Source organism: Chamaesiphon sp. VAR_48_metabat_135_sub (genome assembly GCF_031418915.1).
Classification (GTDB): domain Bacteria; phylum Cyanobacteriota; class Cyanobacteriia; order Cyanobacteriales; family Chamaesiphonaceae; genus Chamaesiphon.
Map to the genome: position 1 here is coordinate 1 of NZ_JANOJV010000227.1, position 16,499 is coordinate 16,499.

Consider the following 16,499-nt stretch of genomic DNA (forward strand, 5'->3'; position numbering starts at 1 on the left):
GTTAGGTGGTGCGATGCGATTGCGGACATCGGTATATCAGCTCCCACCAACTGGAAATAGATCCAATTTATTAGTCGTAGGTAGAGGCGATCCTAGTCTGACAGTAACAGGATTGCGATCGATCGCCCAACAACTCAAACAGCGCGGCGAACGCCAGATTGACCAAATTAATTTCGACGACAGTTATTTTCGTGGAGAACAGATTCACGCCGATTGGGAATGGGGTGATTTATCGACTGATTATGCCCCAGCAATTAATGGTTTGATGCTCAATCAAAATGCGAATGCTTTAATAGTGAGTCAACAGCAAATCGGAATGCCACTTAAATATACCTGGAAAGATCCTAGCTTAAATAGTTGGCAAGTCGATAATCGTAGTTTGACAGTTCTAGGCGATCGAGATAATACTATTAATGCGATTGCTGTTTTTGGGAAACCTTTAATTCGTCTAACAGGTAAATTAGCTCAAAATGCCCCACCAGTTCAACTAGATCTACCAGTAGTCAATCCAGCCGAATCTTTTGTCAATGCTTTTAAACAAAGTTTGAATCGGTCGGGAATTACGGTAGATCGGACGCATTTAGAATCTGGACAAAAAATTGCCAATCTTTCCGAAATTGCCGCTATTAACTCGCCGACAATTAGAGAATTAATTACAGAAACCAATCAACATAGTAATAATATCTATGCGGAAATATTAATGAGATCGATCGGAAGAACTCATCCCGAACACAATATCAGTACTGAAGATACCAGTAATCTCGGCATCGCCTTAGTCAAACAACGTCTAACTGAAATGGGTGTAGATCCGCAATCCTACCGCCTCAGTGATGGCTCTGGTTTATCGCGACATAATTTAGTCGCGCCGACTGCTTTCGTGCGATTATTATCAGCTATGTCAACAACACCCACCAGACAAATTTATCTTGACTCTCTACCAGTAGCAGGTATTAGCGGTAGTCTAAAGAATCGGATGAAAGGGACTCTAGCTCAAGGAATCGTCCGAGCAAAAACTGGTAGCATGAGCGGTGTTGTCAGTCTTTCTGGCTATATCAATCCACCGCAATATTCACCCCTAGTATTTAGCATTATCCTCAATCAACACGATCGACCTACATCACAAATGGTTAAAGTCATTGACGAGGTTATGGTCTTGTTAGCAAGATTGAAACAATGCTAAATCGATGTCTCGATCGGGAACTTGGCTATCTTCTTTGTTGGGTAAGCCAGCGGCAACCCGTGGTTACCCGAAGATCTACGCTAATTTTAATACTTTCATACTGGCGCAAGCTGTGAGTTCACTCATCAAAGTCAGATCGACTCAAAAGCTGTTGAATTGTCGTTCTTAGTTGTGTCATCCTAAAGGGTTTAGCCAGATATTCATTCGCTCCGGCTGCTAGACATTTTTCGCGGTCACTATTCATCGCTAATGCGGTGAGAACAACGATCGGAGTCTGTGCCAGTCGTGGATTTTGACGGATAGTTTCGATCGCTTCTAACCCGTCAATCCCAGGCATTTGGATGTCCATCAAAATTAAGTCAGGCAAGAGAGTTTGAGCCAGATCGATCGCTTCTTGGCCATTTTCGGCAAAGATGAGCCGATAATTACAGGCCCCTAGATAGCTGGAAAACATAAAAATGTTATCTTGATTGTCTTCGGCTAACAAGATCAGCGGCGACTTGACGGCTGTTTCGGCATCGTCGATGCTCCAGGGGAGAGGCTCCGCCAACGAGATCGGATTGGAGCTAAGATCGATCGCTGCGGCTGTGTCGGTCTGATGTTCACCTGAAACATGGTAAGGCAACCGTACCGTAAAGCAACTACCTCGACCAAACTCACTAGCAACACTCACTGAACCACCATGCAGTTCGACGATTTGTTTCACCAGCATCAATCCTAGTCCGGTACCTCCGTACTGACGATTTAGGCTACTGTCGATTTGGATAAAGGGTTGGAACAGTTTTGATTGATTTTCTGGAGCGATCCCAATGCCTGTATCCTTGACAGAAAGAAGAATCCAGGCATTAGCAGCCGAGACTGCTCCTGGATGTGTTGCGATTGAATCTTCGATCTGGAGTTCGAGCGTTACCTGACCACCCATCGGGGTAAACTTGACACCATTAGTCAGCAAGTTGATGATTACCTGCCGGATTCGGCGTTCGTCAACGTCAATTTTGACCAAGTTGGGTGCGAAAATAGTTGTCAGTTGAATCTGTTTTTTGAATGCCTGTTCTTTGACGAATACCAGACTGGATTTACACAAATCGGTAATTGCCACCGCTGTAATATCTAGTTCTAGTTTGCCTGCGGCAATTTTGGAGACTTCCAGAACGTCATTGATCAGAGAGAGTAGATGTTGACCACTGCGTTCGATGGTGGCGATCGCTTTTTGCTGCCGTTTGTCGATCGATCCGAGCATTCCGCCCTGTAGCCCCTCCGACAGCCCCAGAATCGCGTTGAGTGGAGTCCGTAGTTCGTGACTCATATTGGCGAGAAACTCATCCTTGAGCCGTGTGGCACGCACCAGTTCGACATTCGATCGTTCTAGGCGTTGTTGGTATTCTTGGAGTTCGAGCAGTGCCGCTTTCTGAGCGGTGATATCTTGGGCTGTCCCAATCGTTTGCAGCACTCGCCCCTGAGAATCGCGCCTAAAGATGGAATTTCGACTCAGGAGCCAACACCATTCTCCATTGGCACGTTTCATCCGATATTCAAATTCTAAAATGTCACCATCTTGAGCTGCGGCGATTCGGGCGTACTCTGCGGGGATGATGGTGAGATCGTCAGGATGGATTAAATTTTGAAACAGACTGGCACCCATCGCTTGAATTTCTACTGGTGTGTAACCTAGCACTGTCGAAATCTCCCGATTGGCATAGACATTACGCTCTGATTGGATGTCGTATAGATAGAGAATGTTCGGTGATGCCTGAGCAATTTGTTCGATAAAATGCTGGCTTTCCTGTAAGGCTAGTTCTGCTTGTTGGCGTTCGGTAATATTCCGAAAAATTGCCTGAACGATCTGCACACCATCTACTTCAATCCAGGTACCCGTAATCTCTACTGGTACCTGGCTACCATCTTTTCGCAGCACAATGCTTTTAAGAAGTGGAGCTATTTCATGTCGCACAACATCGTGAAAGCGTTCTCGTGCGGCTGCTAATTCTGTGGGGGGATGGATATCAGACATGTGCAGGTGGCGCAATTCAGCTTGGCTATAGCCCAAAAGTTTTTCTAAAGTCTGATTTCCCTCGATGAAATTGCCTTGAGCATCTAGCAAAACGATCGCATCGCTGGCACCGTCCATCAGGGCGCGGTAACGGGACTCACTTTTTTGCAGCGCGGTGGTGCGTTCCGCAACTCGCTGTTCCAATTCTTGATTCAACTGTGCCAATACTTGGGCTGCTTGTTCTCGCTCTAATTCGGCTTGCTTGCGTTCGCTGATATCGCGGATCAGCCAGCGCAAACCAGTGATGGTATCAGAGTTTTCGTAAATCGGGGAAACTGTAACTTCGGCGGGGAATGCATTGCTTTTGCGAGGCTGAAGGTTAATTTCCCAAGTTTGCTGACGATTCTCCAGAGCAGAAGCTACGCCAACGGGGGGAGAAGACTGTCGATCGAGTTGGTGATAAAATAATGAATAGTCTTGTTGGACGATGAAGACAATTAAGGGCTTATCGATCAGATCGGATTGTCTCATCCCCAGCAGGTTGGAGACCGCCTGGTTTGCTGACTGGATGACACCTGAAGGATTGGTCACGAGATAACCATCGGGCGCGAAATTAAATAAATCATGATATTTCTGCCGCTCCTGTTCTAGATAGATATTCTGTTGAATGAGAGCTTCTTCCGCTGTCCTCAACTCTTCCAGAACTTCTTGTAACGACCAATTTGTCTCTTCTAGTCGATCGTTGTGTACTTCTGTGCTAGCAGCAGTTCCAGCCATTGCTACGATCTCGTTCTGTGTTTCTGGATTTAAGCGGCTTGGATCGATCGACATAGACATCTTTTTTAGCCAGCGAAGGGGATTTAAACCAATCAGGAGATAATGATTGTAGATGAGTAGGACAAAGCACTTATCTAAAAGCACTTATCTATTATTCCCTCCAAATTTATACTTCAATCCCCATCTTGCAAATATTCTGTTGGCGTGAGTGAAGCCGCTTCTGCGGAAATCGTCAATATTTAGATGAAGAAGGTGAAGAAAAGCGAAAATTTTTATCTTTAACCGCGAATAAATGTTAAGTTTTTAGTTGCAAATTGTTTCAGATAACTCTCAGAACTCCCACCTGTCGGGGATTTTCTGCTAAAACTACTAGAGAGTGAGAGCTGAGTGGGTACATCAATTGAGTGACGCTACAAATCGCTTTCATGCCCACTTGACTCGCCGATATCATACTTCTCAGCCATTTTTCCCAAATCCGATCCCACAATTTTATCCCGTAGGAGCTACCGCATGTTCACTAACGTCAAGTCCACCATTAGACATATAACTCCCGCTGATGTTCGGGGCAGGCAGTTACTAAAGGTGGTCTATGTCGTGCTAGAGCCACAGTATCAGAGTTCGATCTCGGCGGCTGTGAATGCCATTAACGACAACAACCCGAAAGTCGCGATCGAAATTAGTGGTTATTTATTAGAGGAACTACGCGATCCTGAGAATTATGCTGGCTTGCAGCGCGAGATTCAGACTGCGAATATCTTCATCGCTTCACTGATTTTTATTGAAGATTTAGCAGAAAAAGTTGTCGCTGCGGTTGCTCCCTATCGGGATAATTTGGATGTGGCGGTGGTGTTTCCGTCGATGCCTGCGGTAATGCGGTTGAGCAAGATGGGTAGTTTCTCGCTGGCGCAATTGGGACAGTCCAAGAGTGCGATTGGCGAGTTTATGAAGAAGCGCAAGGCGAATGCTGGCGCGGGTAGCTTCCAAGATGGAATGCTCAAGTTATTGAATACTTTGCCGAATATTCTCAAGTATCTACCGATCGAGAAGGCTCAGGATGCGCGAAACTTTATGTTAAGTTTCCAGTATTGGCTCGGTGGTACGCCGGAGAATCTGGAAAACTTCTTGTTGATGTTGGCCGATCGCTATGTATTGAAGGAAGATGATACGCTGAACTCGACGGCTTCGGCTGGCGAAATCAAATATCAAGATCCTGTCACTTTCCCTGATATGGGAATTTGGCACCCGATGGCTCCGCAGATGTTTGAGGATATCAAGGAATATCTCAACTGGTACAATAGCCGTCGCGATATTTCGGACGATCATAAAGATCCGTTGGCTCCCTGTATCGGTTTGGTATTGCAACGGACTCACATCGTGACTGGTGATGCAGCCCATTATGTAGCCGTACTGCAAGAATTTGAATCGATGGGTGCGCGAGTCATCCCGATGTTTGCTAGTGGTCTAGACTTCTCCAAGCCTCTAGAAGCCTACTTCTTTGACCCGATCGACAAAACTAACGCGATCGTCGATGCAGTGGTCTCCCTGACTGGATTTGCCCTAGTTGGTGGTCCAGCCAGGCAGGATCATCCCAAGGCAATTGACGTGTTAAAAAGGTTGAATCGTCCCTACATGGTGGCGTTACCTTTAGTCTTCCAAACCACCGAAGAGTGGGAAGACAGCGATTTAGGTCTGCATCCAATTCAAGTTGCGCTACAGGTAGCAATTCCTGAATTAGACGGTGCGATCGAGCCTATTATTCTATCAGGTCGTGATGGCTCTACGGGACGGGCGATCGCCTTGCAAGATCGAATCGAAGCAATCGCCGGACGGGCGATGAAATGGGCAAACCTCCGCCGCAAGCCAAAAATTACTAAAAAGGTCGCGATTACTGTCTTTAGTTTCCCACCAGATAAAGGTAACGTTGGTACCGCCGCATATTTAGACGTATTTGGCTCAATCTACGAAGTCCTCAAATCGATGCGGGATAACGGCTACGATGTCCAAGATTTACCAGAATCACCGCAAGCATTACTCGAAGCGGTAATTCACGATGTCCAGGCGCAATATAATAGCCCCGAACTGAACGTCGCCTATCGGATGCCTGTAGATGAGTATGAAAAACTCACGCCTTATTCCGAGAAACTGCACGAAAGCTGGGGGCCACCTCCAGGTAATCTCAATAGTGACGGTCAAAATCTGGTCATTTACGGCAAACATTTCGGAAATATCTTCATCGGTGTTCAGCCCACATTCGGCTACGAAGGCGACCCAATGCGGTTACTATTCTCCCGTTCCGCCAGCCCCCACCACGGTTTCGCCGCTTACTATACCTACCTCGAAAAAGTCTGGGAAGCAGATGCAGTCCTCCACTTCGGCACCCACGGTTCCCTGGAATTCATGCCAGGTAAACAGATGGGCATGTCTAACGATTGCTTCCCCGATAGCTTAATCGGTAATATTCCCAACCTCTACTACTACGCCGCCAACAACCCCAGCGAAGCAACCATCGCCAAACGACGTTCCTACGCCGAAACTATCTCCTACCTCACTCCACCCGCCGAAAACGCCGGATTATACAAAGGCTTACAAGAACTCGGCGAACTCGTCGGCTCCTACCAAGCTCTGCGGGAAAACGGACGAGGCGTGCAAATCGCCAACACGATTATGGACAAAGCGCGGATTTGCAACCTCGACAAAGACATTAATATCCCCGAAATCGATGCAGGCACCATGAGCCTCGAAGAACGGGATAATATCATCGGCGCAGTCTACAGCCGCCTGATGGAAATCGAATCCCGCCTCCTCCCCTGCGGCTTGCACGTTGTCGGCAAACCACCCACAGCCGAAGAAGCCGTCGCAACTTTGGTTAATATAGCATCACTCGATCGGGAAGAAGAAGGAATCAAAGGCTTACCCCGCATCATCGCCGAAAGCTTAGGACGCGACCTAGACCAAGTGTATCAAAGTAACGATCGCGGCATCCTCGAAGATGTCCAACTCTTACAAGACATCACCCTCGCCGTCCGCGAAGCCGTCGCCGCCATCGTCAGTTCCCAAGTGGATGCCGAAGGACGAGTTTCCCTGATGTCCAAATTGAACATCTTTAACGTCGGCAAAAAAGCCGCCTGGGTAGAATCGCTTTACGCCTCCGGTTACAAAAACGTCAACCTCGACGAAATCAAACCCCTATTCGACTACCTGGAATTCTGCCTCAAACAAGTCTGCGCCGACAACGAACTCGGCGCACTCCTGCAAGGATTAGGCGGCGAGTACATCCTGCCAGGACCAGGAGGCGACCCGATTCGCAACCCCGATGTCTTACCTACAGGTAAGAACATGCACGCCTTAGATCCGCAATCTATCCCTACTGAAGCCGCCGTTAAATCAGCTAAAGTTGTGGTGGACAGACTGCTCGATCGGCAAATGCGCGATAATAACGGTCAATATCCCGAAACTATTGCCTGCGTCCTCTGGGGCACAGACAACATCAAAACCTACGGTGAATCCCTCGCCCAAATCATGTGGATGGTCGGTGTTAAGCCCGTACCCGATGCCTTGGGACGGATCAACAAACTCCAAATGATCTCCCTCGAAGAACTCGGTCGTCCCCGCATCGACGTAGTGATTAACTGTTCCGGTGTCTTCCGCGACCTATTCATCAACCAGATGAACCTGCTCGACCAAGCCGTGAAAATGGCAGCAGAAGCCGATGAACCACTCGAAATGAACTTCATCCGCAAACACGCCCTAGTTCAAGCTGAAGAGATGGGTATCAACCTGCGTCAAGCCGCCACCCGCGTCTTCTCCAACGCCTCCGGTTCCTACTCCTCCAACATCAACCTAGCGGTAGAAAACGGCACCTGGGAAAACGAAGCCGAACTTCAGGAAATGTACCTCGGTCGCAAATCCTTCGCCTTCAGTGCCGATAATCCTGGCACGATGGAGCAAAATCGCACCATCTTTGAAACCTCTCTCAAGACAGCGGATGTCACCTTCCAGAACCTCGATTCCTCGGAAATCAGTTTGACCGATGTATCCCACTACTACGACTCAGACCCAACTAAAATCGTCGCTAACCTGCGGACAGATGGTAAAACGCCTACGTCCTTTATCGCCGATACCACCACTGCTAACGCTCAAGTTCGTACCCTCTCCGAGACTGTCCGTTTAGATGCGCGGACGAAGTTACTCAACCCCAAATGGTATGAGGGAATGCTCTCTCATGGTTATGAGGGTGTACGGGAACTCTCGAAACGATTGGTGAATACCAGCGGTTGGAGTGCGACAGCCGGAGCGGTGGATAATTGGATCTATGAGGAAACCAATGACACGTTTATCAAGGATAAGGAGATGTGTAAACGGTTGATGGATCTCAATCCTAATTCTTTCCGCAAGATTGTTTCGACGCTGTTGGAAGTGAATGGACGCGGCTATTGGGAGACTAGCGATGAGAACCTCGATATGTTACGCGACCTTTATCAGGAGGTCGAAGACCGGATTGAGGGTGTTGAGTAGAAAAGTAAATTACTAAAGTCGTTCGCGTAGCGTCTCTGAAAGAGAATCGATCCCTGTAAAAATAACTTACAGGGATTTTTTCATGAAGTGGGGACTATAATCAGATTATGGAGTTTGAATGGGATAAAGACAAAGCTAAAAGTAACTTAATCAAGCACGGCGTTTGCTTTGATGACGCACAAACAGTTTTCAACGACCCACTTTACGTTGATTTTTACGATCCAGACCATTCAGAAGATGAAGATCGTTATTTAATCATCGGCGAGTCAAATCAAAGAAGATTATTAATTGTCTCCTATACAGAAAGAGGTAATGTAACTCGATTAATTAGTGCTAGAGAAACCACGAAATCTGAGAGAAGAATGTATGAAGAAGGATGATTTGGAATTAGAAGACGATCTGCGACCAGAATACGATCTTACTAGTCTTAAAGTTAGAAAAATGGGAACTGGACGTAAAAACTTTGCAGGAACAACTGTAAGATTAGAACCTGATGTGGCTGAGATGTTTCCAAATGCTGATGCAGTTAATGAAGCTCTGAGACTTTTGATTAGATCCACTCGATTAGTTGCAGAAGAACAAAAAACATAAATTGAAATCTTTAGTTAGATTAGTATAAAAACAATCATTAAACAGCAAACTAGAACCGATGCAAACAATTTTGCTCACTCATGAAGAAGTCGCCCATCGTGCCCAAAAGGTGTACGAAAGTGGCATTCGTCAGCAGGTACACTCAGAAGATAATATCGGCAAAATAGTAATTATCGATATCGAGACAGGGAACTAACGTTAAATCTATGCTGCATTACCAAATTAATATTTCCTGGAGCCAGCCAAAACTAGGGATCGATCGTTGGATAATCGCCCCCCAACCTCCGAGTCTGGGGGACTTTGATCGATCGTTGTCTATTGCATTCTCTTAGTTTATCTGTCGCCCATAAATTTTATGTCGATCGCTGTTCTCGAGAAAGAAGATGCGAATCGATAACTGGTTTGGCATTGGGAAAAACTTCTCGAATTACTTCCGGGAAACCACCCCACATATCAACACAAACTTGATCTATCGCTCCATTTTACCCCTATTCTCCCCATACTGGCGGGACAGCCAAATCGGCTTATGCAAAGTTTCACATTCGATTCGGCTCCGCCGACGCTACGCGATCGCAACGATCGAACCGCTTATCCAAGTATTTGGTTATCATAGCACCAGCAAAGAAAAAGCCAGTACAATCCTCTCAAAAAGATTTTGGGTCAGCGACAATGACTACAACTGGCTGGGTGAAGGCGTATATTTTTTACAAGACGCACCCTATCGAGCAATACAGTGGGCAACCCAACAACATCCCCAACATCCGGCCGTCATTCAACTTGACAATTACATCGATTTACTCGACATCAATTGTTCTACTTGAGGCGAGTGCTTTAACCCCTCGTCAGTTTATATTTAATATTCAACACCTTTGGCAATCGATCGCTTTTCTCACTTCAACCAGTAAATATGGAACCTAGTATCTATCAGCCCAGCTCGATCGAACCCAAATGGCAGCAAATTTGGAACGAGTCTAATGTAGACCAAACAGATAATACCAGCACCAAGCCCAAATTCTACGTGCTATCGATGTTTCCCTATCCATCGGGAAATCTGCATATGGGCCACGTTCGGAACTATGTTATCCCCGACGTAATCGCCCGCCAGAAACGGATGCAGGGATATCGGGTATTGCATCCAATGGGCTGGGATGCATTTGGATTACCTGCGGAAAATGCCGCCATCGAGCGCGGGATTCATCCAGCGACTTGGACTTATCAGAATATCGCTCACATGCGGAGTCAGCTCAAAAAATTGGGACTGTCGATCGATTGGAATCTAGAACTAGCTACTTGTTCGCCTCAATATTATCGCTGGACACAGTGGATTTTCCTGAAATTTTATCAGGCTGGTTTAGCTTATCAGAAAGATGGGATGGTAAATTGGGACCCGATCGATCTGACTGTACTTGCCAACGAGCAGGTTGATGGAGAGGGCCGTTCCTGGCGGTCTGGGGCGATTGTAGAGAAAAAAGCTCTCAGACAGTGGTACTTTAAAATTACCGACTATGCGGAGCAATTATTAACCGATCTAGACCAATTGTCAGGATGGCCGGAAAAGGTCAGATTGATGCAGGCGAATTGGATTGGTAAATCGATCGGTGCGGACTTAGAATTTCCGATTGTTGGCAGTACTGAAAAGATTACTGTATTTACGACTCGTCCCGATACGGTTTATGGCGTGAGTTACGTTGTCTTGGCTCCCGAGCACCCTTTAACGGCAAAAGTTACTAGTTCAGACCAAACAGCGGCTGTGGATGCCTTCATCGCCGAAGTGAAGCAGCAAAGCGAGATCGATCGCACTGCGGAAGATAAACCCAAGCGGGGTGTAGCTACAGGTGCGATGGCGATAAATCCATTTACAGGTAAGGAAGTACCGATCTGGATTGCTGATTATGTCTTGTATGAATATGGTACGGGTGCGGTGATGGGCGTACCCGCTCACGACGTGCGCGATTTCAAATTTGCCCAGCAGTATCAGTTACCGATTACGCAAGTAATTGCGCCAGCGAATCAGGAAATTGGTGAACCCCTGACAGCCGCTTATACTGATTCAGGTACGATGGTGAATTCCAGTCAGTTTGACGGATTAGATTCAGTCAGCGCGAAAACAGCTATTCTCGATTATGCCGAACAAAAGAGTTATGGTCGATCGAAGGTACAATATCGATTGCGTGATTGGTTGATTTCCCGTCAGCGTTATTGGGGAACGCCGATTCCGATGATTCACTGCCCCAAATGTGGAGTCGTCCCCGTACCAGAGGCGGATCTACCTGTCGAATTACCTGAAGATATCGCCTTCACCGGAAAAGGTGGAAATCCCCTAGCAAGTTTGGAATCTTGGGTAAATGTACCATGTCCTAGTTGCGGCACTCCAGCCAAACGGGAAACCGATACAATGGATACGTTTGTGGATTCTTCTTGGTATTATCTGCGTTATCCAGATGCCACCAATAACGATCGCATCTTTAATCCCGATCTTACTAATAATTGGTTGCCAGCAAATCAATACGTCGGTGGTGTCGAACATGCAGTATTACACTTATTATATGCTCGCTTCTTTACGAAGGTAATTCGAGATTTTGGTGGTGAAGATCGTGGGAAAACTAAATTTCTTGATTTTGACGAACCATTTACCCAATTGTTGACACAGGGAATGGTGCAGTCAACCACCTATAAAAATCCTCAAACTGGCAAATATATCGCACCAGGATCGATCGTCGATACTATTAATCCTACAGATCCAGCAACCGGAGATATACTCGAAGTTTCTTTCGAGAAGATGTCTAAATCTAAATATAATGGTGTCGATCCAGAAGATGTGTTAGCAAAATATGGTGCTGATACAGCGCGAATGTTTATTTTATTTAAAGCACCTCCCGAAAAAGATTTGGAGTGGGATGATGCTGATATTGAGGGGCAATTTCGCTTTGTCAATCGGCTATGGAAGCTAGTCACAAGTTTTACAGCTATTTCTACATCAGCAGGTGGAGAAATATCTAAACCAGAGAAAGATTTACGTCGATCGATCCACATTGCCATTCAAGCTATCACTGAAGATTTAGATGGAATATATCAGTTTAATACTGCCATATCCGAACTAATGAAACTGAGTAACGCGCTTACTGATGCTAGCTGTAAAGATTCACCAATTTATGCAGAGGGAATCAATACTCTACTGATGCTGCTCGCACCATTTGCACCGCATCTCGCCGAAGAATTGTGGCACATCATCGGGCATACCGATTCTGTTCACGCCCAGAGTTGGCCACAAGCAGATGAAACTGCTTTAGTTGTCGATGAAATTACTTTGGTTATTCAAATTATGGGTAAAACTCGTGGCACAATTCAAGTACCAGCAAACAGCGATCGATCTGCACTAGAAGTATACGCGAAGGAATCCTCGATCGTTCAAAAATACTCTGAGGGTAAGGAGATTAAAAAGACAATTGTTGTCCCTGGAAAATTAGTTAATTTCATTCTTGGGTAAAAGTTAGAACAGATCCCCGACTTTTTCAAAAAGTCGGGGATCTTGTTTTACAAAGACTAGTACAGAGTGGCAGAAATAAAGCCACCATTTAGTCCTTGTTCTAATCACTCTCCCCGCTCCCCGCTCCCCCCTTTTACGAAATAGTATTGTTATTTACGCCGCCGAGTACTAGTCAATAATATTTATAATTCCAGTTTCTCCAATGACTCAATAACCACCACTTAGGCGGCGTGCAAGCTTTGCAGCAAGGTAAAGTCAGGCTTTTTTATGCTACTTTCCTGAAGTGCAAAATGTGAGTTACAAACAACTGGTGGATGAGTGGCATCCTTGCATGTGCCACTTGAACAACTGTCCACGATTGCCAGGATCTAAAATTTTACAAATAGCAATGTACTCGATTCCTGAAAACCGAAACTTACTCTGGAAATTGAGCGACAAGACCATCATCCAAGCAAGAACCTTTATGGTAGCGATCTATCTCGTGTAAAAAAAGTGACACATACCATACGTATTTCCTCTTTTTAGCGCGTACAGTCGATGTGTAAGCAATTATCAAGCTCGCATCATCAGGGACTCAAATCGTGAACGTGTATTCTAACCATTTACCAGCTACTAGCCTTCGCCAAAAGCAACAGTCAAACGTAGTACTATTATCTAGCAAACAGCCGCTACCAACGATGTTAGTCGAAGCATTGCAGGGTCAAGTGAATGCACCTGTCGATCGAATTCAGGATGTAGCGATACGGATTGCAGTGGAAGTCGATCGGATTTGTGCCAAAAGCGATCGGATTCAAAATTCGGGAATTAGGGAATCTTGGCGAGTGGGCTTGGCACGTCATCGCGTTTCTAAATGTCTTTATTATTACCAGCTAGGTTCTCGACAAGGACGAATCGAACTACATAGTCATTTAAGTTCGATCGTTTACAGATATATTACTATTCCCCAATCTCAATTGGGATTTCAAGCTAGATATTCACTAATTGAAGACTTTCTCCAGGAATTTTATACGGAATCGCTCAAAGCGTTCCGGCGCGAAAATGAGCTAGGAGACGCTTATACGCCCCGCAGCTTGCTTCAATTAGCGGAGTATATGGTATTCACCGAATGTTATGCCAAACGCCGGATTCACCTCCGGTACGGGAGCAGTCAACAACTGATCGTCCTCCGCGCCCAGACTTTCGCCAAACGTCAACCCAATGAAACATCTGTAGATATCGAGCAAGCTTTTGAAACAGCCAGAGAAGAAGATGGCGATGCTGGCTCGAAAATGATGCAACAAATTCGGGCCAAGATGGTGTCGGACAATATCGATCCTAGTGATGGCGTATTGCGCGATCGAGTCATCAAGGAATTGATTGCTTATTTAGAAGCACAGAATCAATCAGTTTGTGTTGATTATCTCCTCCTCAAGATGGAAGATTTATCTGCACTAGAAATTGAAAAAACATTGGGATTGACGACACGAGAACGAGACTATCTCCAACAGAAATTCAAGTATCATATCGAAAAATTTGCCCGCGTCGCTAATTGGGAATTAGTACATCAGTGGTTGGGCGCGGAAATCGATCGCCGACTGGGTTTGACAGATCGACAATGGGAAATATTTGCCGCTCAATTATCGATCGAGCAGCAAACACTGATCCAACTCAAGCAGTCTCAGCACAGTACTGAGTCAATCATGAAAGCTCTACGCTTGACCGAGAAAAAGTTTCAATTACGCTGGTCGGAATTATTGCAACTAGCCGCACAAATTAGAAATCAGTGAGTTAGTTGAAAGTTGAAATTTACCAGTTAGAATAAACTAGTTAACCACTTAACTAGTTTATTCTAACTGTGAATTATCTGCCTGTCTGTAGTCAGAATATTGGGAATTGGTGCAATCTTGCTGTGCCAATCGTGGCATCCGCAACAAATAGTTGTCCGGCGAAGTTGGAGAGCCTGAGCAATATATTGGTGCGGGATTTGCCTAGCTATGTAAATCGGCTGATTCAGCAACGCCGAAAACGTACCGATGAGGTGTACAGTTCGATCGTGACCGCCAGCGTACCTGAATTGCAGCCGATCGAAATTGTCAGTCGAGAGTATCCACCACATTTTCCCCAAGCTGCACCTACACAAGTATTTATCAGCACCTTGGAACGCCAATATACCGGAATTAAGTCAGCCCAGTTGCAACAGTTTCACTGGCTATTTATCGCCAAAACGCGACTAGGTTGGCGATTGGTGAGTATCTATTCGCGGACTAGTGGATTTCCTAGTGTCGATGCGGCAATTACACCCCCGATCGAAAGTAGTAATACGACTGTCGCCGAAGCGATTCGGATCTGGCTACACGACTGTCATCTGGGCAAAGTTCGAGCATGAGTTATTAGTTCCTCAAGCCTAAAGCCTAATTTAAGATACAGCCTTGGCAACAAAGGTTAAGCCGACTACTAGAACTAAACCAATTACCCCAATAATCAGATAATTTCGTTTTTGGTCGGGATTGATAGATTCCGCAACGTACATTTTTGGCTCAGTCGGGAAGTTATTTAACCGATTGTCTCCGTCATTGTTGATATAGGGCATCGATTTTAACCTCAAATATGTAAAAAAACAATTAAATTCCACCCATATTATCATTTAACCGTACCAATCCATAAGTCTCGAAATCTAAACTAGCTGGACACAGCCAGAGTCAAGCTTCAAAATGCGAAATGGTAGAGATTGACTAATTGTGGGAATACTGTAAAACAAGAACCTCATTTCTGTACATCTACTGGAGAATATCCACAATGAAATTTCAACAATTTTCTCAGTTAATCGCTATTTCCACAGTATCCGCTGCTGCCTGTCTCTTGTCCGTAGGCACAGCACAAGCAGCTACCATCGTCCTCGATTTCGAGGGTGTAGGCGACTTCGCACCAGTTGGCAACTTTTACAATGGTGGTGCAGGCACTAACTACGGTATCGATTTCTCCACTACTGCTTTAGGACTCGTCGATTCAGATAATGGTGGTAGTGGAGATTTTGCGAACGAACCCAGCCCAAATACTATTATGTTCTTCGATACTGGTGCCGCCGCCACGATGAATGTAGCGGCTGGTTTTGATACTGGTTTCTCCTTCTTCTACACCACTATTGGCAACCCTGGTAGTGTCACTGTTTATGATGGCCTCAATGGTACAGGTAACATCCTAGCAACACTGGTACTTAGTGCCACCCCATCGACAGGTAACGGCGATCCTAATGGTGCTTTTGACGTATTTGCCTCTACTGGGGTAACTTTTAGTGGTATCGCTAAATCTGTTGACTTTGGTGGAGTTGCTAATCAAATCGGCTTTGATGACATTACCCTCGGCTCGGCAATTGCTGGTGGTGGTGGTCAAGAAGTGCCCGAACCTTTTACGATCGTTGGTACCTTAATCGGTGGTACAGCCGCGTTCCGCATGAAAAAGAATCTCAAATCTAGCAACAAAGCGTAGGTTAAATTATACTAAAAACGCTGAGAAACTCGACTGCTCAGCATTACGCTAGATCCCCGACTTCTCGAAGAAGCGGCTTGCGATCCTCGGCTTTGCCGAGGGTTTAGCGGCGTTTTTATTGAGGGGTTCCCCCACAATTAAAAAAAGAAAAGGCACCGAGCCAAGGCAGTCGGGGGTTTGTAGCTCGCGCGGGTCTTTTTGAGAACGGGTAATCTCGACAATGTCCCCGACCTTGGGTATTGAGTTAGTGTTGGACCTAAACAAGCCGAACGTTTCAGCCGGATTTCCCTCGGGCAGTTGGACGATGAAATAGCTGCAAGTCGTGTCCGCCCAGACCACCGGACCTTCCGCGGAGACTGCGGCACCCGAGACGAGCATCGTGGTGGCGAATGTCAGAAATGCCGCTCTTGAATTCATCTTCATGTCCCTCAAGATTTCTTATTGAACGCTGGAGTGCTCATCATGCCGATATCGGTGGTTCATGCCAAGCCGCC

14 protein-coding genes are annotated in these 16,499 nt (G+C 45.9%); 10 read left to right on the top strand and 4 right to left on the bottom strand.

Annotated features, from left to right (window positions below):
• A partial coding sequence (dacB, locus tag RMO55_RS16235; RefSeq protein WP_310428116.1) for a D-alanyl-D-alanine carboxypeptidase/D-alanyl-D-alanine-endopeptidase occupies window positions 1–1,180 on the top strand: 1,180 nt, incomplete at its 5' end.
• A 118-nt stretch (window positions 1,181–1,298) separates the two neighbouring features.
• On the opposite strand, the gene RMO55_RS16240 is transcribed toward dacB, so the two are convergent.
• Window positions 1,299–4,001 (bottom strand): PAS domain S-box protein, encoded by a 2,703-nt coding sequence (locus RMO55_RS16240; RefSeq protein ID WP_310428118.1) that lies wholly within the window; start codon window positions 3,999–4,001, stop codon window positions 1,299–1,301.
• Window positions 4,002–4,457: 456 nt separating this feature from the next.
• Here RMO55_RS16240 and RMO55_RS16245 point away from each other — a divergent pair, with 456 nt between their 5' ends.
• The 4 genes from RMO55_RS16245 (at window position 4,458) to RMO55_RS16260 (ending at window position 9,249) form a co-directional block, all read left to right on the top strand.
• Window positions 4,458–8,462 (top strand): magnesium chelatase subunit H, encoded by a 4,005-nt coding sequence (locus RMO55_RS16245; RefSeq protein WP_310428119.1) that lies wholly within the window; start codon window positions 4,458–4,460, stop codon window positions 8,460–8,462.
• 107 nt (window positions 8,463–8,569) lie between these two features.
• Window positions 8,570–8,842 carry a BrnT family toxin gene (locus RMO55_RS16250; protein WP_310428121.1) on the top strand — a complete coding sequence of 91 codons (273 nt, stop codon included), beginning with the start codon at window positions 8,570–8,572 and terminating at the stop codon, window positions 8,840–8,842.
• Entirely contained in the window at window positions 8,829–9,053 is a 225-nt protein-coding gene (locus RMO55_RS16255; RefSeq protein ID WP_310428123.1) for a hypothetical protein, read from the top strand. The genes RMO55_RS16250 and RMO55_RS16255 overlap by 14 nt, the downstream gene beginning before the upstream one ends.
• A gap of 58 nt (window positions 9,054–9,111) precedes the next feature.
• Window positions 9,112–9,249: a hypothetical protein gene (locus tag RMO55_RS16260; protein WP_310428124.1), complete on the top strand. Its 138-nt coding sequence runs from the start codon at window positions 9,112–9,114 to the stop codon at window positions 9,247–9,249.
• A 157-nt stretch (window positions 9,250–9,406) separates the two neighbouring features.
• Here RMO55_RS16260 and RMO55_RS22335 read toward each other — a convergent pair whose 3' ends face one another.
• On the bottom strand, window positions 9,407–9,505 hold the full coding sequence (locus RMO55_RS22335; protein ID WP_396134355.1) for a hypothetical protein: 99 nt from the start codon (window positions 9,503–9,505) through the stop codon (window positions 9,407–9,409).
• Between the two features lie 12 nt (window positions 9,506–9,517).
• Here RMO55_RS22335 and RMO55_RS16265 point away from each other — a divergent pair, with 12 nt between their 5' ends.
• The 4 genes from RMO55_RS16265 (at window position 9,518) to RMO55_RS16280 (ending at window position 14,905) form a co-directional block, all read left to right on the top strand.
• Window positions 9,518–9,874 (top strand): hypothetical protein, encoded by a 357-nt coding sequence (locus tag RMO55_RS16265; protein WP_396134356.1) that lies wholly within the window; start codon window positions 9,518–9,520, stop codon window positions 9,872–9,874.
• Window positions 9,875–9,960: 86 nt separating this feature from the next.
• Complete coding sequence (gene leuS, locus RMO55_RS16270; RefSeq protein ID WP_310428127.1) at window positions 9,961–12,540, top strand: leucine--tRNA ligase; 2,580 nt, start codon at window positions 9,961–9,963, stop codon at window positions 12,538–12,540.
• A gap of 581 nt (window positions 12,541–13,121) precedes the next feature.
• Window positions 13,122–14,306, top strand: a complete 1,185-nt coding sequence (locus RMO55_RS16275) for a hypothetical protein (RefSeq protein ID WP_310428129.1) — start codon at window positions 13,122–13,124, stop codon at window positions 14,304–14,306.
• Window positions 14,307–14,374: 68 nt separating this feature from the next.
• Window positions 14,375–14,905, top strand: coding sequence for a hypothetical protein (locus RMO55_RS16280; RefSeq protein WP_310428130.1), 531 nt, complete (start codon window positions 14,375–14,377; stop codon window positions 14,903–14,905).
• A 30-nt stretch (window positions 14,906–14,935) separates the two neighbouring features.
• Here the strand turns inward: RMO55_RS16280 and psb34 are convergent, their stop codons facing one another.
• Entirely contained in the window at window positions 14,936–15,109 is a 174-nt protein-coding gene (psb34, locus tag RMO55_RS16285; RefSeq protein WP_310428131.1) for a photosystem II assembly protein Psb34, read from the bottom strand.
• A 206-nt stretch (window positions 15,110–15,315) separates the two neighbouring features.
• Between psb34 and RMO55_RS16290 the strand changes: the two genes are divergently transcribed.
• Window positions 15,316–16,005 carry a hypothetical protein gene (locus tag RMO55_RS16290; RefSeq protein WP_310428133.1) on the top strand — a complete coding sequence of 230 codons (690 nt, stop codon included), beginning with the start codon at window positions 15,316–15,318 and terminating at the stop codon, window positions 16,003–16,005.
• Window positions 16,006–16,053: 48 nt separating this feature from the next.
• Here the strand turns inward: RMO55_RS16290 and RMO55_RS16295 are convergent, their stop codons facing one another.
• Window positions 16,054–16,422 (bottom strand): hypothetical protein, encoded by a 369-nt coding sequence (locus RMO55_RS16295; protein ID WP_310428135.1) that lies wholly within the window; start codon window positions 16,420–16,422, stop codon window positions 16,054–16,056.
• Between the last annotated feature and the right edge of the window lie 77 nt (window positions 16,423–16,499).